Source organism: Opitutus sp. sgz309028, from assembly GCF_059821195.1.
The window spans coordinates 871,349-894,147 of sequence record NZ_JCAMRR010000001.1 but is presented as its reverse complement, the minus strand read 5'-3'; the positions used below and the strand labels follow the sequence as shown (position 1 = coordinate 894,147).

General features: G+C 67.2%; 10 protein-coding genes and 1 tRNA gene. 5 read left to right on the top strand and 6 right to left on the bottom strand.

Annotated features, from left to right (window positions below; genetic code table 11):
- Positions 1-71: 71 nt before the first annotated feature.
- The 3 genes from AC6RV7_RS03315 to AC6RV7_RS03305 all read right to left on the bottom strand — a co-directional run bounded on the left by AC6RV7_RS03315 (position 72) and on the right by AC6RV7_RS03305 (position 7,221).
- On the bottom strand, positions 72-1,727 hold the full coding sequence (locus tag AC6RV7_RS03315) for a glycoside hydrolase family 88/105 protein (protein ID WP_500092478.1): 1,656 nt from the start codon (positions 1,725-1,727) through the stop codon (positions 72-74).
- On the bottom strand, positions 1,724-4,219 hold the full coding sequence (locus tag AC6RV7_RS03310; RefSeq protein ID WP_500092477.1) for a hypothetical protein: 2,496 nt from the start codon (positions 4,217-4,219) through the stop codon (positions 1,724-1,726). The genes AC6RV7_RS03315 and AC6RV7_RS03310 overlap by 4 nt, the downstream gene beginning before the upstream one ends.
- Before the next feature lie 107 nt (positions 4,220-4,326).
- Entirely contained in the window at positions 4,327-7,221 is a 2,895-nt protein-coding gene (locus AC6RV7_RS03305) for a TonB-dependent receptor (RefSeq protein ID WP_500092476.1), read from the bottom strand.
- Positions 7,222-7,378: 157 nt separating this feature from the next.
- Here AC6RV7_RS03305 and AC6RV7_RS03300 point away from each other — a divergent pair, with 157 nt between their 5' ends.
- Positions 7,379-8,455, top strand: coding sequence for a LacI family DNA-binding transcriptional regulator (locus AC6RV7_RS03300; protein WP_500092475.1), 1,077 nt, complete (start codon positions 7,379-7,381; stop codon positions 8,453-8,455).
- Complete coding sequence (locus tag AC6RV7_RS03295) at positions 8,446-9,699, top strand: MFS transporter (protein ID WP_500092474.1); 1,254 nt, start codon at positions 8,446-8,448, stop codon at positions 9,697-9,699. Before AC6RV7_RS03300 ends, AC6RV7_RS03295 begins: the two co-directional genes overlap by 10 nt.
- Positions 9,700-9,876: 177 nt before the next feature.
- On the opposite strand, the gene AC6RV7_RS03290 is transcribed toward AC6RV7_RS03295, so the two are convergent.
- Positions 9,877-13,128, bottom strand: a complete 3,252-nt coding sequence (locus tag AC6RV7_RS03290; protein WP_500092473.1) for an FG-GAP-like repeat-containing protein — start codon at positions 13,126-13,128, stop codon at positions 9,877-9,879.
- A 272-nt stretch (positions 13,129-13,400) separates the two neighbouring features.
- On the opposite strand from AC6RV7_RS03290, the gene AC6RV7_RS03285 reads away from it, so the two are divergent.
- Genes AC6RV7_RS03285 through AC6RV7_RS03275 form a run of 3 tightly spaced genes read left to right on the top strand, consistent with a single transcriptional unit; the run spans position 13,401 to position 20,708 of the window.
- Positions 13,401-15,572, top strand: a complete 2,172-nt coding sequence (locus tag AC6RV7_RS03285) for a multiheme c-type cytochrome (RefSeq protein WP_500092472.1) — start codon at positions 13,401-13,403, stop codon at positions 15,570-15,572.
- Positions 15,569-17,401 carry a CRTAC1 family protein gene (locus AC6RV7_RS03280; protein ID WP_500092471.1) on the top strand — a complete coding sequence of 611 codons (1,833 nt, stop codon included), beginning with the start codon at positions 15,569-15,571 and terminating at the stop codon, positions 17,399-17,401. The genes AC6RV7_RS03285 and AC6RV7_RS03280 overlap by 4 nt, the downstream gene beginning before the upstream one ends.
- Before the next feature lies 1 nt (position 17,402).
- Positions 17,403-20,708, top strand: coding sequence for an FG-GAP-like repeat-containing protein (locus tag AC6RV7_RS03275; RefSeq protein WP_500092470.1), 3,306 nt, complete (start codon positions 17,403-17,405; stop codon positions 20,706-20,708).
- Between the two features lie 250 nt (positions 20,709-20,958).
- Here the strand turns inward: AC6RV7_RS03275 and AC6RV7_RS03270 are convergent.
- Both AC6RV7_RS03270 and AC6RV7_RS03265 read right to left on the bottom strand, forming a co-directional pair.
- Positions 20,959-21,046 (bottom strand) — tRNA-Leu (locus AC6RV7_RS03270).
- Positions 21,047-21,193: 147 nt separating this feature from the next.
- A complete protein-coding gene (locus AC6RV7_RS03265) occupies positions 21,194-22,672 on the bottom strand; it encodes a TolC family protein (protein WP_500092469.1) in 1,479 nt (492 codons plus the stop codon).
- Positions 22,673-22,799 lie beyond the last annotated feature (127 nt).

Sequence of the window (22,799 nt, the reverse complement as noted above, 5' to 3'; positions counted from 1 at the left end):
GAGGTTCCTGACCCCGCCGGCATGAAATGGCGGGCGGGCGCGCGAATGCGGCGGGGTCGGGAGACCCCGCCCTACATGCCTGCCTGCGGGTGTTGCGGCAGGCGCGCGGCTTCTACTGCGGCGGTGATGACGGCGCCGAGACCGCGCGGGTCGCTCGTCGCAGTCGGACGGGTGAAATAATAAGGGAGCGTGTCGCCGATGCCGGTGCCACGGCAGATGTCGCGCACGCGGCCATCGGCATCGATCTTGGTTTGAAGCCCCGCCCAGGCGCGCCGGGCCGGTTCGGCAAACTCGGCGGCATCGAGCCAGCCTTCGCGCACGCCGCGGGCGAGCGCGATCAGGAACATGGCGGTGGCGGAGGTTTCCTCGTAGGACTCAGGATGATCGAGAACCTGATGCCACAGTCCGGATGGCGCCTGCAGCGGCAGCAGCGCACGCAGGTGGGCGCGGTGGGCGGCGAGCAGCGCGGGGCGACCGGGATGATCGACCGGCAGAAAGCGCAGCATTTCGGCCGCGGACCATGCCATCCAGCCGTTGGCGCGACCCCAATGGAACGCCGCGGGCGTGTGGCGGGCGGCGTAGTAGCCGTGCCAATACAGGCCGGTGGCCGGGTTGAGCAGGTGTTGATGAAAATTGCGGGACTGGAGAACGGCTTCGTCAAAGAGCGACGGATCCTTTTTCCACGCCGCTGCGCGAATGAGGAAGGCGCCGCTCATGAAAAGATCGTCGGCCCAGACGGTGGCCGGCTCGGGTTCGTCGCGGGCGAGGGTGCCATCGGCGAGCCGGGGGTGGCGGTGGAGGAGAAAATCCAGGAGGTCGTCGACCAGCGCGGCGGTCGCGGGATGCGGGTCGCGGCCGAGGCGGAGTAATTCTACCAGCGGCAGCGCCGGCGCCGTGGTGTCGTCCAGGAGACAGCCGCGGAAAAGGCGGTAATTGGCGCCGCGCCAGACGTGCGCCTCCTCGAACTGGCGGCGATGGCGCGGCAGGTTGTCGAGGGTGAACTCGGCATAGAGGCGCGCTTGCGCGAAGAGGGCCGGATCGCCGGCAGCGGCCGCGGCATCGAGCAGCGCGAGGTGCGTGTTGCCGTTGGCGTAGTGCCATTCGACGAGCGAGTGGCGGGTGAAGGCGGCGGCAGGATTGACGGCGAAATCCTCGACGAACGGGCGGGGCGCGGGTCGCCACGCCGCGCGGTCGGTCGCGATCTGCCAGTCGGGGCGAGCGGCATCGCCGAAGACGACGCGTGAATCGGCGGCGCCGGCAGTGGTGGTGGCCTGAAGAAACAGCAGCGCCCGGCCGGCGCGCGGTTCGATTTCGACTTCGATCGGGTGGGTGCCGGCGGGAAGCGCGAGTTCGAACGCGTCGGGCCAGCGGAAATGATCGTAGGCGTATTCGACCGGGCTCGTCGGCGTGGCGTAGTCGCGGATCGGCACGTTGTGACCGGCGATCTGGAGCCGGACGACGCCCGCGCCGGCGAGGCCAAAACGAATCGTGGCCGGGGCGGCGAGGGTGAGCGTGTGGCGGGCGCGCCCGGGAGCGGACACGGGGCGGCCGCCGTTGAACTGGGCGAAGTCGAGCACCTGGACGGCTTGCGTGGCTTCCCAGGGCGTTTGACGGACCGCGAAACTGGCGTCGCGAATCGCGGCGTGACCGATGGTGGTCGCGATTGCGAGCGGATCGCCGACGGGCTGGGCGGTGGTGAGGGTGCCGAGAAGGAGAACTGCGATCATTTGACGGGGGTGAGGCGGAGGGTGACGGGAGTGGCGCCGGGCAGCTCGACGTTGAGACGTCGTTGCGCGTCAGAGACGGTTTCCGTGCGGTCGGCGAGGACGCGGCCGTTGGATTCGATCGTCACGCGATAAGCACCGGGCGTGAGGCGGAGCAGCCGGGCGGTGACGGTCGCGGACTTTTTCTGATGCAGGAAAAGATCGACGGCCAGGCGATCGCTGGCGGTGTCGGTCACGAGTGCGGTGAACGTCGGCGGGGTGTTTTCCCAAGCGACATGAAACCAGGGCGAACGGCCGTCGGCGGCGTGGCAGCCGGTGAGCATCGCGGTGAGGAGATCGGTGCCCAGGTAGTTGCCGCTGTCGGTGGAAACATAAACGCGATCGGTGAACAGGGCCTCGGTCGTCAGCAGGGGACGGTTGTAGCGCAGGACGGTGAGCAGGGTGGACTCGAGGCCGGAGGCGAGCGCGGATGCATCGCCGCTCAAGCGATAACGAAGGTAAGGCGGCGCGTGGCGGACGAGAAAGGAATCGAACCGGGTGTCTCCGGTTTCGAGCCGCCAGTGAATGACGGCGCCCCAGAAGCTGGGGCTCTCCAGAAGCGCGTGCGCGGCCCACGCGGCTGAACCGGGCGCGGCGTCGGCGGCGGAGTTGGGGTTCTGTTCGAGGAGCGCCAGGGTGTCGCGCATCGGTTCGAGCAGCGCCGGGTTGTGGCTGTCGTTCCAGGAAAAAAGGAGCTGGTCGTAGAGATCGCCCTGGCCGCTCCAGTCGAAGTAGTCCCAAAACATGTTCGCGCGATACCAGTCGGGCTCGTCGCCGTTCAGCGCGGCGTCGGGCCAGCGCAGGGAGGCGGGAAACAGTCCGCGCGGTTTGCCCTTGTCGGTGCGGGCGGCGGTCTTGGCCCAGGTGAGACTCCAGTCCTGGAGGAGACGGGCGGCATCGGGAGCGGGGGCGAGGCGGGCGTAGTAGCGCACGGCTTTCGCGGCGCGGGTGTTCATCGCGAGATCGCGGTTTCGCGGCGGGTCGGAAAGAATCTCGGTGGCGCCGATCCAGGCGGATTTGAACTGGAGGTCGCCGCGATCGTTGCGGCCGGTCCACAGATCGCGCATGTGGCGATAGGACCAGGAGAGACGCTCGATCCATTCGCGATCGGCGGTCGCGAGGGAGAGGATGGGCAGCGTGTCGGAAATGAACTCGGCGGAGTGTTCGACATCGCGGGCGGCGCGGGAGTAGCCGTTGTGAATCCGGGGGCTGTGCCAGACGGCTTCGGCGAGACGGCGGAAACCGGCGAGGGCGCGGGTATCGCCGGTGAGAACGAGCGGCGTCCACCAGCGGAGGATTTCAACATCGTCGTCGAGCTTGCCGCCGAGTTCGCCATTCGGGATCTGGCGTTCGTCGGTCCAGTAACGGGCGAGATCGCGGAGGCGGGCGAGGACCTCGAGCTGGGTCGTCGACCACGCGGGCGCGCCGGAAAGCGGGGCGGGGGCGTCGGCCGGGAGCGGAGCGGAAATCTTTTCGCCGGTATACATGGCGACGAGCGAGTCGTCCGGGTGATCGCGGCGGAGGACGGCGATGTCGGCGTCGAAGGCGGCCTTGTCCTCGGCGGCGCCCTGTTCGAGCCAGAGACCGTAGAGCAAACGGGCGCGCAGCCAGCGCGCGCGGTCGCGGAACGCCGGATGAGGGTCGTCGCTGGAATCGATCAAGGGGTCGAGCAGCGACAGCACGAGGTGGTAACGCGTGAACATGCTGCTGCGGGTGCGGGCGCTGACCCAGTCCCAACCGCCGGAACGGAACCAGAATTCGGCGCGATCGAGCAGTTCGATCTGCGCCAGCCAGTGGGCGGCGAAGCCGGCGAGCGCGGGTTCGCGTTGCGCGTGCTGGTTGAGTTGCACGCGGAGGGCGTCGAGCGGAGCGGTGGAGTGGTAGCGACCGGTTTCCTCGATCTGGCGCAGCAGCCAGCGGGTGAGTTCGGTCTCGGGCCAGTCGAGCGGAATGATTTCGAGGGAAACGAGCCGGGCACCGGCGTCAGGCGCGCTGAAACGCAGGAAAACGGGATCGGCGGCGTCGAAGCTGAAACGCGCGACGCGCAGGCGGTCGATGGGCGGGGCCGGCGGCTCGGAACTGGTGCCGAAGCGGCGGGGACTGTGAGCGATGACGCGATCGTTCACCGCGAGGCGGACGTCGGCGGCGTTGCTGTAGCCGTCGTCAAGACCGACGATCGCTTCCCAGCGGCCCGGAGCGAGATCGAGCCGAAGTGTGTAGTCACGACCGGCGACGCCGTCGGTGAGCTCCACGGGGCGGAGCTGGGTGAAACGGGATTCGGAAAACACGGAATCCGGTGGCGTGACCCAGCCGTAGCCGCGGGCGGGATCGTAGGCGGCGGCGGGCGTGAGCTCGCCGGTGGGCGCGGGGTCGAGCCGGAGCGGAGTGGTGAGCGGCGCGGCGACGGCGGAAGCCGTGGCGAACAGCAGAACGGAAGCGCAGGTGAAACGGAGCATGAGCGTGCGGAGAAAAGAAAAGGCAGTCGGGCGGCGCGGTAAATCCGCAGGTTCCTAAAACAATGAGCCGCGCCCGGTGAAGGGCGCGGCTCGCAAAACGCGGGCGCTTAGAAGCGGAAGCGAACTCCGCCGGCCGCGTTCCAGCCGGAGTATTCGTATTCCTCGGGGCGCGCCGGGGTGTTGTTATACCAGGCCTTGACCTCCTCGCTGAGGTTCTTGCCTTCGACGAACACCGTCCAGTGGCGGTTGATCCGATAGGAGAACTGGACGTCGATGCGGGTGGCGTCGTTGTTGGTCACGGCGCCGGCGAGGCCGCCGACTTCGCGGACGTATTCGCCGATGTAGTTCAAAGCCACGCGGGCGGTGAAGCCGTATTTTTCCCAGTAAACCTGGGCGTTATAGACGCGCTTGGGTTGCAGCGGGATGAAGTTTTCCGTGCGGGTGCCCTTGGCGCCGGTCGTGAGGTTGAGCGTCGGGAAGGTCGACTCGCCCTCCACGAACGTGGCGTTGAGGCTGAAGCCCAGGCCGTCGAACGGCGCGGGAAGCATCGAGAGCGACTGAACCCAGGAGAGCTCCGTGCCGGTGATCGACTGGTCGGCGCCGTTCTTGTTTTGATAGACGGCGGCGAAGATCGGCGGGCGGGATTCGACCTGCACGCCTTTGTAGATGAAGTCCGTGATGTCCTTGTGGAACACCGAGACGGACAACATGCCGGTCGGCTGGAAATACCACTCGAGCGCGGCGTCCCAGTTCATGGCCTTCTGGGCGCGGAGGTTGGGGTTGCCCTGGAAAACGCGGACCAAGGCGCCGCTGTCGAGATCCTCGATCGCCTCGGGATCGAGGTTGGATTCGTAGGGGATGAGATCGCCGTAGTCGGGACGCGTGAGCGTGTTGGTCCACGCGGCGCGGAGGATCAGATTGGGCGTGAAGCGATAGTTCGCGAGCAGGGAGGGGAAGAGGTTGTCGTAGGACGAGCCGCCGTGCGCGCGCGTGGCGGGCGTGGGACGGTAGGTGTAGTCGACCTTCGTCTTCTCATACCGGATACCGCCGATGGTCTCGAGTTTCCCGAACTTGGCGGTGGCCATGCCGTAGGCGGAGGAAATGTCCTCGGTCGCGTCATAGCGGGAGATCGCGACGACCTCGGATTCGTCGGTGTTGTTGAGCACCCAGTTGGCCGGATTGGCGGAGAGATCGGCAAAGACGGCGTTGAGGTCCGGGTAGGGCCCGAGCGAGCGGATCCGGCCGTCGAAGAGATTCCGCGGCGTGAAGACGGAGGCGTAGGCGCTCTGGCGCGGCGCGGTGCCGGCGGGATCGTAGTCGTCGAGGGAGCCGTCGAGCGAGCGATCCTTGCCGCGATACTTGGCGCCGACCTGCCACTGGAGCGGCAGGCTGCCGACGGGCCGGTCGAATTTGTAATCGAGCTTGGCCACGAGGTCCTTGTCGCTGGCGTCGACGTTCTGCAGGCGCAGCTGGTTCAGCGCGAGGTCCTGTGTGCGATCGAGCATGTTTTCGCCGGTGCTGTTGTGGACCATGGTGATGACCGGGAAAATCGGATCGGAGCGATCGACGGTCCAGTTGATGGTGCGGCGCAACGCGCTGCTGGCGGTCTCGAATTGATAGCGGCGGGAGTTGGCGTCGAGGGCGGCGTCGCCGTAGTTGACCTCATACGAGAGGTCGCCCTGGGGCAGGGTGGTCTTGCCGCCGAAAGTGACGCGGTCGTTGCGGCGTTCGGTCTGGATGTCGTCGAGCCGGCGCGTGAGGCGGGCCTCGGTGCCTTGGGCGAGCTCATCGGTCGAGCTGGCCAGGAAACGCGTGAGACCGCGCTGGCGCAGGCGCCAGCGGTCGCTATCGGTGTCGCTGCCGTTGTGGAAGAGGCGCAGGTAGAACTGGGAGTTGCTGCCGGCCGGGCGGTAGTCGAAATTGAGGTTACCGCCGAGGTTGCGCTTGTTATATTCGCGGTAGCGCTGGTCGAACTCGGAGATCGCCTGGTCGGTGACGCCGGTGATGTTTTCGACCGGGGTGCCGAGTTTTTCGTAATAGGCGATCTCGTAGTCGTTCTGGCCGTAATTCTCGTTGGAGTAGCTGATGGTGGCGGTGACGCCGAGCGTGCGGGCCTGGTTTACGACATCGCTATAGTTGATATTGAACGCATAGCCGCCGTCGCTCTTCAGGCTGTTATAGAGATACTCGACGCTGCCGTTGATGGTGCGCTCGTTCAGATCGAAGGCGCTGCGGGTGACGAGGTTGACCTGTCCGCCGAACGCGTCGGCGTCGCGGTCGGGCGTGAGCGCCTTGACCACCTCGATGCCGGCAATCATGTCCGACGGGATCGTGCTGAGGTCCACGGCGCGCGTCTCCGAGCCGGCGGTGGTGAAGATACCGTCGTTGGCCGGCGTGCTGATGTGGGAACCGTCGAGGGTGATGGAATTGAACTTGGCCTCGGCGCCGCGGATGGAGGCGAAGGCGGAACGACCATCGAGCACGACACTGACGCCCGGCAGGCGCGCGAGGGCATCGCCGACGGTTTTGTCGGGCAGGTTGCCAATGGCGTCCGAGGAGATGATGCTCGAGATGGTGTTCGAAGCGCGCTGCTGGTTGATGGCGCGCGACTGGCCCTCGCGGATACTCTCGACCTTGAAGGCTTCGAGGGTGACGACTTCGGGATCGAGTTTGAGGAGGACGTCGGCGGCGCGGTCGTTGCTGACGGTGACGGTCCGGTTGGCGGGAGCATAGCCGAGGTAATCCACCGTGACGCGCTGGGTGCCGTCCGGCACGCTATCGAGACGGAAACGCCCGTCGCGATCGGTGGTGGTGGACAGGTTGGTGCCGTCGATCGCGACGGTGGCGCCCCGGACGAAGTAGCCGCTGTCGTCGGTGACAACACCGGTGACCGTGCCGGCCGCATAGACGGCCTGCGCGAGGGCGAAGGGGAGGCTGAGCAGGAGGAGCGTGGAGGCACGCCGACGCGTGCGTCCAGGACGGTGCTGGAGGGTGGGGTTCATAGGGATGCGGGGGTTAGGGTCAGCGCGGCGAGCCAAAGACGGGCTGCCAGCGTGCGATCAGCGCTAGAGGGGCGCGAGCAGAGGTAAATTCAGGGCTTGGTCAAATTGTTGAATATTTGGCTGGCACCGCGAAAGCGGACGGGCAGTGTCCCGCGGCATGCCGTTACCCCCGTTGCGGAGAGTCACATTGCGCGACATAGCAGCGGCAGCGGGCGTGCATTTTTCGACGGTTTCGCTGGCGTTGCGAAATCACCCGCGGTTGCCGAAGGCAACCTGCGAACGCGTGCAGAAGGTCGCGGCGCAGCTGGGTTATGTGCCGGATCCGATGCTGGCGTCGCTGGCGAGCTATCGGCGGATCCTGCGCCCGGTCAGCTATCGCGCGACGCTCGCGTGGGTGTCGGCGTTTCCCGGGCGGGACGACTGGCGGAACGTGCAGATTTTTCGAAAGCAGCACGCCGGGGCGCAGCAGCGTGCGGAGGAGATCGGCTACAAGCTGGAGCATTTCTGGCTGGGCGAGCCGGGATTGAGTCCCGCGCGGGCGAGCCAGATTTTGCGGACCCGCAGCATCACCGGTCTGATCATGGCGCCGCTGCCGCGCGCAGGCGGGGTGTTGAAGCTGGACTGGGCCGATTTCTCCGCCGTGGCGATCGGGTATTCACTCGTGTCGCCGGGGCTGCATGTGGTGTCGGCGCATCAATACCGCTGTATCCGGCTGGCGGTGCAGGAACTGCGCGGGCGCGGCTATGGGCGCATCGGGCTGGTGATGTTGATCGCGAGTGACGACCGGGTGGACAACAACTGGCTGGCGGGATTGCTGATCGAGCAACACGGCATGAGCTCCGGCGAGCGATTGTTGCCGCTGCTCATGACGAAGTGGGACGAGCGGGAGTTCGCCGCCTGGATGAAGGACGCGCGGCCCGACGCGATCATCACCAAGCTCGGCCAGGTCGTGCCGGTGTTGCACGCGATGCGACTGCGGCCTCCCGAAGGGCTGGGTTTGGTTTACCTGGGTGATGCGCACCCGGGCGAAGGGCATTCGGGAGTGGACGAGAACCCGCAGCAGGTGGGAGCGGCGGCGGTCGACTTCGTGGTGGGCATGCTGCATCGCAACGAACGCGGCGTGCCGGCGGTGCCGCACCGCCTGTTGATCGACGGCATCTGGATCGAAGGGACCACGGTGCGACCGCGACCGGCCGGGGCGGTCGCGGCGGCGGAGACGCCGTCATGTCCCTGACCGCCACGAAAGTGTTGCCGCCCCGGACGGCGCTGAGACCGGCGGCGCGCTGGGGCATGTGCGCGTTGCTGCTGTCGATGACGGCGGACAACTACATGAACCGGCAGGCGCTGAGCGTGCTGGCGCCGGCATTGATCGGGGTGTTGGCGTGGTCGCCGTTGGATTATGCGGCGATCGTGTTTTGGTTCCAGCTGGGCTATGCGGCGGGTTTCATTCCGGGCGGCTGGTTGTTCGACCGGCTCGGAACGCGGCGCGGTTTCATCGTGATCATGCTCGCCCTCTCGCTCGCCGCCGCTGGGCACGCGGTCGTGGGCAGCGTGGGCGGATTCATGGCGGCGCGATTTTGTCTGGGGCTGGCGGGCCCCGGTCACATGCCGGGCGGCATCAAGGTCGTGGCCGAATGGTTTCCGGCGGAAGAACGCGCGCTGGCCACGGGCATTTTCAAATGCGGCTCGAATCTCGGGGCCGTGCTGGCGCCGATGATGGTGCCCGTGCTCTATCTTGTGTGCGGGTGGCGGGGAACGTTTCTGGTGCTGGGGGGCATGGGAATGGTCTGGCTGGCGGCTTGGATCTGGTTCAACGCCCGCTGGCAGCCGGAGCGCGGCCGGGAAGGCGCTGGTCCCGGCGTGCCCTTGGGGATCCTGCTGCGACAGCGCGAAACCTGGGGCTACGTGGTCGTGAAGTTCATGACCGATGCGATCTGGCACTGGTATCTGGCCATGCTGCCGCTGTTTTTGAGCCGGCGTTTCGGGTTGGGGGTGGAGGAGTTCGGCCTGCCGCTGGTCACGGTTTATATCATCGCTGCGGGCGGGAGTGTGGGCGCAGGCTGGCTGTCGATGTATTGGATGCGACGCGGCTGGCCGGTGACGCGGGCGCGCAAGCAGGCCATGCTCATCTGTTGTCTCGCCACGGTGCCGGTGATGCTCGTCGCGCACACCCAAGAACTCTGGCTGGTGGTGGCGCTGGTCGGCGTGGCGCATGCGGCCCACCAAGGTCTGACGTCGAATCTCTTCGCAGCCGTGGCGGATATCTTTCCGCAAAAGGCGGTGGGAATGGTGGTCGGGCTGGGCGGAATGGCCGGTCAGCTGGGCGCGGCGCTGATGACGCTGGTGAGCGGAATGATGCTGGCGCAGGAGGACGGCCTGACGGGCCTGTTTTTCGTGGCAGGCTCCGTTTACGTCGCCGCCTTCCTGGTGTTTCATGTCGCCGTGCCGAAGCTGGAACCGCTGCGCTGGCGGCAGTGAGGGCCCTCCGGTTCGATCTCTGACAACGAGGATTTTCCGCGGTAAATATCACCGCGACCAAAGGTCTGGTGGATTTCGCGCGCGATGGGGATTCGCTCTCGGTGAAATCGCACTGACGTCCGTCCGCTGGCAGGACAGCTGCACCTCACGCGAGCGGCGCGGAGCGCTGACCGAAGCTTAGTGCAAGCTCGCGGACGCGTTGGGAGCGAAACGGTGACGTGGCACCCAACGCGTGTTGTAGCGACGCATCCACTCGTCGGTTTGCGCGAGGTCGTCGGTCGACGCGGCTGCCGACGGCTGGCCAGGCAGCGGTTCGATCGTGGCGCCGTGCACGGTGTTGTTGTTCTCCTCCTTGTCCCAGCCGACCGCCGAGAGAAAAAAGGTGCGGGTGCAGCCCGCCGGCACCGGCGGAAACGCGTCCGCGGGACAAGCGAGCTGCAACTCGTCGCCCCCGTTCAGAATCGCCAGCTTGCCGTCGACCGCAGTCACGAGTTCGAGCGCATCGCCATAGCGCGTGCACCAGCCTTCGAGCGTGGTGTGCCAGGGCGGTTGCGGCTGCACGTCGTCGTAGTGCGCGACCCGGGTGAGTCCATCCACCGCGAGGGTTTGGCGCGAGAAGCCCCGCCAGCGCAGCTCCGCGAAAGAAAACGGCCGCGTGTGCCGGTGCGGGCCCGGCAGTTCGCGACGGCGGAAAAGCGCGACGCGATCCCAGTAGATTTCAAACGAGGTCGTCAGGCGCAGCCGGCGCGAACCGGCCGGGAGTTTGCCTGTGAGATCGGCGACGATGGTTTTGGTGCGGCCGTCGGGAATGCCGAGATTGACCGCCACGGGTTGCCACGCGCCGTCGGCGGTCTCCGCCTCCAGTGTGGGCCACACGAGGCTCGCGCTGACTGTCTGCGACAGCGCGATGTTCGTGTTGGCGGTGCCGAATTCGAGCAGGCCGGTCACTGCGATCGTCAGCGGCGCGCCGGCGGGGAGTTCGCCAAAATCGAGTGTGCAGCTATGAGGCCGGCAGACGCCGTGCAAGGGCGGGGGCAGCACGTCTCCCGGCAGCGCGTAGATCCCGTCGATCTCGCCGAGCGGAGCAGTGACATCGTGGCCGCGGGTGTCGCGCGCCGCCCGAAGCGGAATGGGCTCGCTCACCGTCCAGAGTTCGGACGGCGTCACCGGCGGCGGCATGAAGCTGTCGGTCGGATGAACCTCCGTGCCGGCTGGATGATCGACGGCAACCAGTTCGAGCGCGTCGAAGTAGTCGACCTCGCGCAATTCGCTCGTGAGATTGATCAGGTAACGGCCGTCGCGCGGGCGGAACTCGGTCGCGTCGCCGATGCGCACCAGTTCCACCGGATCGGGCGGCCAGGTGACGTCGCGGGTCAGCGCGAGCCCCAGCGCGCCCGAGCCGAGGAAATCCGTGACAAAGCGAAAGCGTTCGCCGTCCCACGCAAACAGATACGGACACGAGCCCGTGATGATCATGCTCGCGCGCTGCACGGTCGCGAGTCCGGCATCGGCGGGCGGATCGATGAGATTGTCGACGGTGCCATCGGGCCACACCACCTGAACGGAGTCGATCGCGCCGAGCCGGCCCACGCCGATCTCGAGCGGCAGTTCGGCCGACACGATGCGGTGGATGACGGTGCGTCCGGCCCGGACGGCGACGGTGGCGCCGATGCCGCCGTGGTTGGCGAGCGCGAGATTGCTGAGCCGCACCTTGAGCTGCCGGTTCGAGTGGCCGCTGTCGTTGCGCAGGAGGGTGAATCTTCCATCGGCCGAGAGGAAGAGCAGGTCGCTGTCGCCGTCGTTGTCACAATCGATGGAGAGTGCCTCGCGCGGCGAGGCGATCACCGCATCGGCAATTCCGAGTTCGCGTGAAACCTCGCGCCATGAGCGGCGGTGACCGGGACCGGCCTCGTTGCGCCAGACCCGCACCTGTGCGCGCGCGGTTTCGGCCGTGACTGAACCCGCGAGCACCAGATCGAGCCAGCCGTCGTTGTCGTAGTCGGTGAACGTCGCCGCCGTCACCGCGAAGCCGGGGTGAAGGATTTCGCCGCCGAGGCCGAAGCCGCCGAGCTGAAACTGCGTGCGGTCCGCTGCGATCAGCGCGGCATCGGGACGGCCGTCATTGTCCAGGTCGTTCACCAGCACGCGGTCCGCCGGCGCCCACGGGCCCGGCGGAGTGGGCATGTCCCGAAACACGCCGGCACGCTGGTTCTCGTGCACCTGCGTGAACCCGCCGTGGGCGACGATGAGATCCACGGCGCCGTTGCCGTCGAGATCGGCGGCGCCGAGGGAACGTCCGCTGCCGTTCAGGCCTGTCCCGGGAGCCGCCGGTTCGAAGCGGCCGTCGCCGCGATTCACCCACAGCGCGAGCCCGGTGTCGCTGGCGATGACGAAATCGACATCGCCATCGTGTTCGTAGTCGAGCCACAGGGCGTCGCGTCCACCGGCAGCGCCGAGGAGCCCGGCGCGTTCCGTGACGTCCGTGAGCGTTGTCGCATCCGTGCGTTCGAACAGCCGGAGGCCGGATGCGCCCACGACGAGGACGTCGGCAAAACGGGCAACGTCGGGTTTCAGCCGATCCTCGCTCGCAATCACATCGTGATAGTGGGCGACACGAAGAAGCGGTCTGTCGCTGTCGCCGGGTGACGGGCACGCGACCGCTGCCTCCGCGAGTCGTAGCGTGCCGTCCGGCGCGAGCGTGGCCAGACGCAGCTGTCCGTCACGGGTCAGGACCACGAGGGTGTAGTTCCCAGCGGCGTCGAGTTCGAGCGGCGCCAGCGCGGACACGCCGGCGGCTGGATCGGACTGCACGATGAAGCGCACGGGGAGTGGCGGATCCGCCGGCACCTTCTCGCCGGCGGGAAACAGTGGCGATTCGGCGCGCGTCAGGGCGCACGCCTCGAGCAGCAGGGGTGAAACCTCGGGGTCGCCATAGAGATCGCGCAGGTGTTTATATGCGCGCAGTTCTTCGCGGTAGGTCGGGAGATCGCGACGGCTCCGTGCATACATCGCGAGTTCGAAGCGCGCGGAGGCGTGTTGGGGGTCGAGCCGGACCGCGTCGCGGAACTGCGTGACGGCATCGTCGCCGCGATCCAGACGTTCGAAGGTTTTCGCCAGTTGGAAACGAAGGGCGGCGAGGTTCGGTTCGAGCCGGACCGCGTGCTCGATAAAAGGCAGCGCTTCGGCGGGATGGTCGCGGCGCAGGTGCGCGAGCCCGGTCAGGTATTCGGTGGCCGCGAGGTGAGCGGGATCGGCCCGCGTGGTTTCGAGGGTGGCGAGCGCGCCGGCGACGTTTCCACTGAAGAGCTGGGCCCGGGCGAGATTGCGGCGCGCCGCCATGTCGGCGGGGCGAAGCGCGAGGACTTCCTGATACGTGAGAATCGCCGCCGCGAAGTCGCCGTTCTCGAGTTGGGCCGCTCCTGTATTCATTCGGCGGAGACACGCGTCGTCGGCGTCTTGGTCGGCGGCGTGCGCGGTCAAAGCGAGGATGAAACAGGCGAAGAGGGCGGCGACGGCGAGCGGCGGCCGAAGTCGCAGGGGTGGGGTGAATCGTATGCGCACCGTGACGCGATTGCAGCCCGCACGGGGCCGTCACGACAGCGGAATCTCCAACGGTTTTGATCCAGATCAAGGGATTTGGAGATTCGGCTACCGGCGGCGCAAGGCACCGCTACGCTCGCGGCTACCCCACGCCCCATTCGATGAACGACCCCAGCTCTTCGCCGCGGCCCGACCCTGATAGTTCCTCCCCATCGGCCAGCGCGCCTCCCGCCCTGCGACACGCGGCCGCCGGCTGGACCGCGCGTCTGACGCGGGTGGTGATGCTGGGGCTCGCGCTAGAGGCATTTACGGGACTCTGGGTCCTGCTCGCGCCGTTCTCGATCACCTCACAACTGCAGGTGCTGTTGCACACGGTCGTGGGTGGATTGGTCCTGGGGCCCTTCATTCATTATCAATGGAAACACCTGCGACAGTGGCAGGATCAGACGCTGTCGGTGGTCAAACTGCTCGGCTATCTCTCCGCCCTGCTCGCGACCACGGCCATGGCCAGCGGCGTCGTCGTCGCGGTTCAGGCGCTCGTCGGGCGCCGCATCAACCAGGCGTGGGACCAGATTCACCTGGTCAGCGGCCTCGCCGCGATCGTGTTGATTCTCGTGCACCTCGTGGCGGCTTACCGGCGCCGCATCGACCAACTGCGCGCGATCGCGGGTTTCACCGTGCGACTGCGGCGGCTCGGCCTCGCGACCCTTTGCGGCGTCCTGGCAGCCGCCGGCGCCATGCCGATCGTGGGGCTGCTCGTGCGGGAGCCGCCGGCCAACCTGCCGATGCCGGCTGACTACACGCTGCCGGAGCATGCGCAGAAATTCGACGACTACCGCGGCAGCCCGTTCGCGCCGAGTTACGCGCGCACCGTGAACGGGCAGTTGGTCAATCCCGAGTTGCTCGCCCACTCTGCCTCGTGCGGCACGGCCGGCTGTCACGAGGAAATCCTGGCCGAATGGGAGCCCAGCGCCCACCGCTTCGCTGCCATGAACCCGCCATTCCAGGCGGTGCAAAAGGAGTTCGCTCACGACCGCGCTCCGGCCGACACGCGCTTTTGTGCGGGGTGTCACGACCCGATCTCATTGTTCGCCGGGGCAAAGGACATCCACCAGCAGGATCTCTCCGCGCCGGGCATGCAGGAAGGCGCCTCGTGCGTGGTCTGTCACACGATCTCGCACGTGGATCAGCGCGGCAACGCCGATTACGTGCTCACGCCGCCGCGGAAGTATGTCGGCGAGTTGGGCGACGGCGCCGCCAAACGCGTCGCGGATTTCCTCATCCGCGCTTACCCGCGGCAGCACCTGGCCGACTACGACCGCAACATCCTACGCACGCCGGAATTCTGCGGCGCCTGCCACAAACAGTTCATTCCCGAGGCGCTCAACCGCTTCGGCGTCAGCCCGGCGCAGAATCAGTTCGACGAGTGGCGGAAGAGCCACTGGCACAATCAGCAGGACCCGGACAGCACGCTGAGCTGTCGCGACTGCCACATGAGGCTCGTCCGCGGTTCGCGCGATCCCGGCGCCGGTGAGGCCGGCGATCTGCGACGCTCGGCAGACGATGGCGCCCACCGCCACCACGGGGCGATCGCGACCAATCTCTTCATGGCGGACGTTCTCAAGCTGCCGCACCGCGAGGAGTTCACCCGCCTTACCCGGGAGTGGCTCAAGGGCGAGACCGTGATTCCCGAGATTGCCGATCTCTATCCGAAGGGGCCGATCGCGCCCCTGGAAATTCACGCTTCCGCGGACGGCGCCGTGGCCGGGCAGCCGCTGGAACTGCAGGTGGTGGTCCGCAACCGCAAGATCGGCCACGCCTTCATCACCGGCCCGCTCGACTTTCTTCGCGTGTGGCTGCACGTGCGCGTCACCGACCGTGATGGCGGCGTCCTTAGCGAGTGGGGTGCGATCGATCCGCAGACCCGCGACATTCTCGACGAACCCGGTGTGATCCACCAATCCGGCCGCAGCCGCGACTCAGGCACTCTGGTCCTCGAGGGCGTGCCGCTCGACGAAGCCGGCCGCACGATTCTCCGCCACGAACTCTGGCGCAAGGCCGGAGGCACCGGCCAGCGCACGATCTTCCCGGGCTACGCCGACAAACAGGTTTATCGCGTCGCGGTTCCCGCCACGGTGCGCGGTCCGCTGACCGTCACCGCCGAGCTGAACTTCCGCCGCTACCGGCAGGATTTTCTCGACCGCGTCGTGCCCGAGATGGAGCGCGCCAGCGGCGTGTTCCAGCCCACGATCACGCTCACCACTGCCACTCGCGAGATCGAGGTCGGCGACTCGTCTGTTGCCGCCCAACCGCGGGGCGCCCTCGCTCCGTGAGCCGAGCCCAGCCGACGCGGAAGCTGACGCCGCGACAACGCCGGCTGTGGTGGTCCAGCGCCGCCACCGTTGCCGGCGTCGGCGCACTGGCGGCGCTGGTTTGGTGGATTGACCGCGCGCGCGACACCGACCGCGCGGACGCCCGCGCCGGCGTCTCGGTTGAGTTTGCGCGGTCCGCCGCCGGCGACTCGCCGCTGCGATTCACGGACGTGGCGGCCGCGAGCGGTCTCACGATGAGGCACGGCGTGGCGACACGGCATCGCGGCCTGCCCGAGGACAACGGCTCCGGCCTCGCTTGGGGCGACTACGATGGCGACGGCGACTGGGACCTCTACATCGTCAATCACTCCGGCATCGCCCACCATGGCGCCCGCCCGGGTAACACCCATCGCCTGTATCGAAATAACGGTGACGGCACCTTCACCGACGTAACGGACGCCGCTGGCGTCGGCGATCCCGGCGCCTTCGGGATGGGCGCGACTTTCGTGGATTACGACGACGACGGTGACGAGGATCTCTACGTCACCAATCGCGGCCCGAACCGGTTGTTCCAAAACCAGGGCGATGGCACATTCATCGACGTCGCCGCGCGCGCGGGCGTGGATGATCCGCTCTGGGGCACGGGCACGGCGTGGGGCGATTTCGACCGCGACGGTCACATTGACTTCTATCTGTGCAATTACGTGACCTACGATTCCGAAGGCCTGGAGCCGACGGTCGCGCAGCGCGGCGCCGGATCGAGCGCGAACCCCTACGAAGCGCCGTTTACGCTCAATCCCAATTCCTACAACGCCCAGCCCAATCGTCTTTTTCGCAACCGCGGCGACGGCACCTTCGAGGACGTCACCGCGCGCTGCGAAGTCGCCAATCCCGACGGGCGCAGCCTGGCCGCCACGTTCGTCGATCTCGACGGTGACGGCTGGCTCGACCTTTTCGTCAACAACGACGTCTCGCCCAACCGCCTTTATCGCAACACCGGCGGCGATTTCGGCCGCGACGAGCCGGTCGGCTTCGTGGATTTGTCGGCGGTGTCCGGCATCGCCGATCCACGCGGCGCGATGGGTCTGTCCGTCGCCGAGATTGGTGATCTCGCGGGCATCGCCGACGGCCTGCCCGATCTGTTCATCACGCACTGGGTCACGCAGGAAAACGCGCTCTACTTCAGCCAGCTCGGCGCGGCCGGAAAACTCGAGTATCGCGACAAGACCCGCCAGTTCGACCTCGGCGAGATTTCCATCGACCGGGTGGGGTGGGGCTGCGCATTCGTGGACCTCGATCGCGACGGTCGGGTGGACATCGCCGTCGCCAACGGCAGCACGCTCGAGCAGAACGAGGATGCCCTGCTGCTCAAGCCCGAGCCGCTGTTTCTTTTTCTCAACACCGGCACGACTTTCCGGGACGTCGCGCCTGCCTCCGGGACCGATGCCGCCCGACTCTATTCGGCGCGCGGGCTGGCGGCGGCCGACTACGACGGCGATGGCGATGTCGACCTGGCGCTCTCCTGCAACCAAGGCGCGCCGGTCCTGCTGCGCAACGACTCGCCCACGAGCCATCGTTCGATCTCGCTCCGCCTCCGGGGCCGCGCCGCCTTTTGCCGCGGCGCAAAAGTCGAGGTCGCGAGCGGCGGGCGCAACCAGGTCCGCTGGTGGGGCGCCGATGTCTCCTATCTCAGCATGCACGCCCCGGAAATGATTTTCGGCCTTGGCGCGTCGACGCAGGCTGACCGGATTCGGGTCATTTGGGCCGACGGCGCCGTTTCCGAAATTGAGCATGTCGCGGACGGCGCGGTCACCCTCGATCACGCGGCGGCCAAGCCGGAACGAAAGTGACATGCCCCGCTCACCCGCGCATGGCCTCCTCGCTGCCGCCGGGCTGAGCCTGGCTTTTTGCGCGGGCGTGGTCGCGCCGATGAAGGGCGACAATCCCGCGGTGGTCGCCCCCGTCGCGACCGAGCCACTGGAGTTTGCTCCCGCCCCGCCGGGCGCGCCGCTGTTCACCCGCATCGATCCGGCAGTGTCGGGGCTCACCGCCTCGAACCCTTACGACGATCCCGAGATGTGGACGCGCCGCTTCGCCGAGTTTTCCGGCGGCCCGGTGGGCACGGGACTCGCCGTCGGCGACTATGACCGCGACGGCCGGCCCGACCTCTTCGTCGTGAACAAGACGGCCCCCAATCGGCTCTATCGCCAGACGGCGCCGTTCGTATTCGAGGACGTGACGGAAAAGGCCGGCGTGGCGGGCAGCGCGGCCTGGGGCACGGGAGCGACGTTCGCCGATTACGACGGCGACGGCTGGCCCGACCTCTTCGTGTGCCAGCTCGCAGCGCCCAATCTGCTGTATCACAATAACGGTGACGGCACGTTCACCGAGCGGGCGGCCGCCGCCGGACTCGCCCGGGCCGCCGGCAGCGTGTGCGGCGCCTTCGCCGACTACGATCGCGACGGCGACCTCGATCTGTTTCTCGTCACCAATCTCGGGGATGAATCCCGCGCGCCTGACGGCGATCCCGACGTGCTCTACCGCAACAACGGCGACGGCACCTTCACCGACGTGACCGCCGCTGCGAACATCGTCCGGGCGGCGGACCGCGGGCACTCGGCCACCTGGTTCGACGCCGACGGCGACGGTTGGATCGACTTGCACGTGGCGAACGATTTCGACGCGCCTGACCATCTCTACCGAAACAACCGCGACGGCACGTTCACCGACATCGCAGCGCGGGTGCTGCCGCACCTGCCGTGGTATGCGATGGGCGCCGATTGCGGGGACATCGACAACGACGGACGGCTCGACCTGTTCGTCGCCGACATGGCGGGCACCACTCATCTGGCGCGCCAGACGTTTTCCCTCGGGCAGAGCCGGGCGTCGGTGGACGCGGAGCCCGGCGCGATCGGACAATATGCCTTGAACGCGCTCTATTTGAATGTCGGCGGCGGGCGCTTTCTCGAAATCGCCCGCCTTGCCGGCGTGGATCGCACGGACTGGACCTGGTCGGTGCTGTTCGGGGATTTCGACAACGACGGCTGGCAGGATCTGCACGTCACGAATGGCATGCTCCGCGATTTCGCCAATGCGGACCTGATCGCCCGGATGCGCCGCGCGGATTCGCCTGCGCAGGCGGCGCTGATCGCGCGCCGCAGCCCGGTGCTCGCTCAGGAAAACCTCGCCTTTCGGAACACGGGCGCGCTGCGCTTCGAGGAAACCAGCGCCGCCTGGGGTCTTCAGGATGGCGGCGTCAGCTTCGGAGCCGTGGCGGCCGATCTCGATGGCGACGGCGACCTCGATCTCGTTTACACGAACCTTGATCGTCCCGTCAGTCTGTTCCGCAACGACAGCGACGCGGCGCGGGTCTCGATCGTCTTGCGCGGTCGCGGAGCCAACCCATTCGCCGTCGGTGCGCGGGTGATCGGCACCACGTCCGCCGGTTCGTCGGCGCGACAGGTCACGCTCGCGCGCGGAACGCTGTCGTCGGCGCCCGCAGAGGTCCATTTTGGGCTCGGGCGCGACACGGCGCTGGCCCGGCTGGAAATTCATTGGCCCGACGGACGCGTGCAAGTGGCTGAAAACCTGCCGGCGAATCGCCGCTACGTTTTTCAGCAGCCGCCGGCTCCCTTTGGTCCTGCCGCACCGCCCGGGCCGCCGGCGGGATTGTTTCACGACGTCACGGCCGGCACGGAGCTGGTGGGCATTCGCCTCGGGCGGCGGAGTGAAGCCGGCAAACTTCAGCCGTTGCTCCCGCTGCAGCGACCGGCGGTCGGGCCGGGAATCGCGGCCGGCGACGCCGATGGCGACGGCGATCCGGATATCTATTTTGCCGGATCTCCCGGGACGCTGTATCTCAACGCGGGCGAGGGCAGGTTCATTCCCGACCCGCGTCCGCAACCGTGGAACGCGGAAACGGCCGGGACGGAAACCACGCCGCTCTGGTTCGATGCCGATGGCGACGGCGATCTCGATCTGCTGGTTCCCCGTGTTGACGACACGATTGCTGCGGGCGCTCCGACATCCGCCGCTCGCCTCTACCTCAACGACGGCGCGGGTGTCTTCCACGTCGCGCCGGCCGATCGGTTCCCCGCGATTGACGGTAACGCTTCCGTGGCCGCCGCGGCGGACTTCGATGGCGACGGGGATCTCGATTTGTTCATCGGCGGCGCCACCAAAGCCGGACGTTATCCGCTGCCTGCGGGGTCGCGCTTGCTGGAGAATCGGAGGGGTGTCTTCGTGCCATCGCCGCTGCCGATCGCGCGCGGGTTGTCGGAGCTCGGCCGCGTCACGGGGGCGCTTTGGGCCGATGTCAACGGCGACCACTGGCCCGACCTCGTCGTCGTCGCCGAGTGGGCGCCGCTGCGGCTGTTCCTCAATCAAGCGGGCCGGGACTTGGTGGACGCGACCGACCGCACGGGCTGTGCCGCGCTTGAAGGCTGGTGGCGCGCCCTGACTCCCGCGGATGTGGACGGGGACGGCGACATCGACCTGATCGCCGGCAATATCGGACTCAATACCTCCTACCAAGCTACCGTCACCGAGCCGGTTCGGCTTTATTTTGGCGACTTCGACGAATCAGGCGCGAGCCAGATTCTGGAAGCGTATTTCGAGCGCGGTCGCCTTCTACCGCGGCGAAATTATGCCACGCTCGTGCGCATGTTTCCCACGCTGCGCCGCCAGTTCCAGGGCGCGGCGGATTTCGGGCGGGCGTCGCTCGACCAAATATTCGTGCTCGATGACGCGTTGAAACTCGAGGCAACGCAGCTCGCACACGGCGTTTTCCTCAATGACGGGACGGGGCGTTTCGAATTCCGTGAACTGCCGCGGCTCGCGCAGGCGGCGCCGGTCAATGCGATCGCGGCGCGGGACTTCGATGGGGATGGCTGCGTCGACCTGCTGCTCGTCCAAAACGACGCCAGCCCGCCTCCCGAGGTGCCGCGCTTCGACGGTGGTCGCGGCCTGTTTCTGCACGGGCACGGCGACGGCACGTTCACGCCGCTGCGGCCCGAGGAGAGCGGGATCGACCTTCCGGAACCGATCCGGTCCCTGGTGTTGGCCGACCTGAATGGCGATGCGCAGGCCGAAGTGTTGCTCGCTTCGGAAGACGGGCGCCTCCGCGTGCTCGCGGTGCGGGAGACAAAGCCGCAGTGAGCCGTCCCGTCGGGCGTTCGCGTCAACCTTTACCGCGGAACGCGCGAAATTCCAGACGGGGTCTGGTATCCCACGTGCCGCCAGAAGATCCGCGGACGCTCGCATCAGAGCTTCTCTGCGACGCTCCCACCTGACGGACCGCGGACACTCGGCCTTGTTGCGCCCGCCCGATCGCCCCAAATCTCGGACAAACAAGTCCGGATTTTGCGCTACAACCCCGAATTTCCTTCGAGGACGGAAGCAGGGGAACTGGTGCCCGGAGAGGGTCTCGAACCCACACGCCTTTAGAGGGCGACGGATTTTGAGTCCGTTGCGTCTGCCAATTCCGCCATCCGGGCGACGTGAAGCCGTGAACGTAGGTGCGACCGTTTCGTTGTAAACTGGATTTTCCGCCCATCTTCACCCGCGGCGCTCCAGACGAAGTGTCATACATTATATGACACTCTGATTGGGCCTGCAGTTTGGGACTGCGTGGGGACGGGTGCTCAGCGGGCGGGGGCGGCCTCGAGGGCGATGTGGTGGACGGCGAGGGTGCGGCCGACTTCGCGGTCGTAGAGCGCGTGGGCGCGGCGTTCGTCGGCGAGAGCGGCGTAAAGGCTGTTCTCCACGCCGGCGAGCTCGCCCTGCAAATTCAACACGAAGAACGTGCTGCTCGTGCCGGCCCGCAGGCGTTTCAATTCGTTGTCGAGGGCTTCCTTCGCGAGTTCGTAGGCGGCGCGGTTCGCGGCGACGCGGCGACGCGTGGTCTCGATCTGCCCGGCGGCGCTCGCGATGCTCACGGCGATGTCCTGCTCGATCCGCTCGATGTCTGCCTCGGCCTGGCGCAACTGCAGCCGGGCGGAGCGCGCGCGGCCGCGGCCTTCGGCAAACGTCAGCGGAATGCTCACCACCACGCCCGCGGAATAGGAGCGGTTGTCGTAGTCGCGCACCATGCGGCGGGCGACGGAGAATTCGCGGTCGAGTCCGCTGTAGCCGTAGCTGCCCACGAAATCGATCTGCGGCAGCAGCTGATTGCGGGCGGAGGCATCATTGGCGCGGCGCTTCACCACGCCAAGTCGGGCGGCCTGATAATCGGGTCGGTTTTCATAGGCGAGTTTCAGGTCTTCGGCCGGATGGATCGCGCCATCGGCGGGAGCCTGCGGCGGATCGACGATCAGGTTCTCGGGATTCACCGGAAAGTGGGTTTCGCCGATCAGCTGGCGCAGCCGGTTGATGGAGTCGCGCAGCGCCTGTTCGGCGTAAAGGATCGCCTCGTCGCGCGTGGCCGTGCGTGCGCGGGCCTGGGTGACGTCGCTCTCGGACATGCTGCCGATGCGGAAGCGTTTTTCGTTTTCCGCCAGCAGGCCGGCCGCGAGTTCGCGGGAGCGGTGGGCGATGCGGAGAAATTGCTGCGCGTAGGCGACATCGCTGTAGGCGATGATGACGTTGGTCACGGTGTTGATCGCGGTCTGGCGGAAGAGCCAGTCGGCGATCGCGCGGTCGGCCTTGGCGATCCGGACGCCGAGCAGGTTGGGTCCGAAGCCGAAACCGCGCAGCAGCGGCTGCGTGACGGTGAGGCCGCCAAAGGTCGCGTAGTTGTCGGCGTATCCGGTAAATGGATAACGCACGTTCGCCGCCTGGCCGCCGAGGCTGTAGTTGAGGCCCCAGGGGGTCGTGCCTTCGAGGGCGAGGGAGTAGTCGTCGCTCTTGATCAGCTGGCCGACGAGGGGATTGGCCGACACCGGCGTGCCGTCCTCGGCGTAGCTGCGGCGAAAGGTCAGCGCCGGGTCGAAGCGGCCGAGGGCGGTGAGCAGATCGGCGCGGGCGATCGAACGGCCATACGCTTCGACTTTGATTTGCGGGTTGTTCTCGAGCGCGAGGCGGATCGCGTCGTCGAGGCTCAGGGCGATGTCGGCGCCGTGCATCGTGGCGGCCAGGACGGCGACGGCGGGAGCGAACAGGCGGAGGAAAGCGCGGAGGGACACGAGGAGAGAAGAGGAGGGTTGGATGCGCGATCTTTGCACGGCCTGTGCCAGCCGGCGCCTCATTTCACAAGTAGCTTGTTGGCAGAAGATAGAAAACCGATGCGCGCACCGGGCGGGGTTGAGTTTG

Bases quoted from the DNA above. Each gene is read 5' to 3' on its own strand.
- AC6RV7_RS03315 (WP_500092478.1), bottom strand. From the start codon at position 1,727: ATGATCGCAGTTCTCCTTCTCGGCACCCTCACCACCGCCCAGCCCGTC.
- AC6RV7_RS03310 (WP_500092477.1), bottom strand. From the start codon at position 4,219: ATGCTCCGTTTCACCTGCGCTTCCGTTCTGCTGTTCGCCACGGCTTCC.
- AC6RV7_RS03305 (WP_500092476.1), bottom strand. From the start codon at position 7,221: ATGAACCCCACCCTCCAGCACCGTCCTGGACGCACGCGTCGGCGTGCC.
- AC6RV7_RS03300 (WP_500092475.1), top strand. From the start codon at position 7,379: ATGCCGTTACCCCCGTTGCGGAGAGTCACATTGCGCGACATAGCAGCG.
- AC6RV7_RS03295 (WP_500092474.1), top strand. From the start codon at position 8,446: ATGTCCCTGACCGCCACGAAAGTGTTGCCGCCCCGGACGGCGCTGAGA.
- AC6RV7_RS03290 (WP_500092473.1), bottom strand. From the start codon at position 13,128: ATGAATACAGGAGCGGCCCAACTCGAGAACGGCGACTTCGCGGCGGCG.
- AC6RV7_RS03285 (WP_500092472.1), top strand. From the start codon at position 13,401: ATGAACGACCCCAGCTCTTCGCCGCGGCCCGACCCTGATAGTTCCTCC.
- AC6RV7_RS03275 (WP_500092470.1), top strand. From the start codon at position 17,403: ATGCCCCGCTCACCCGCGCATGGCCTCCTCGCTGCCGCCGGGCTGAGC.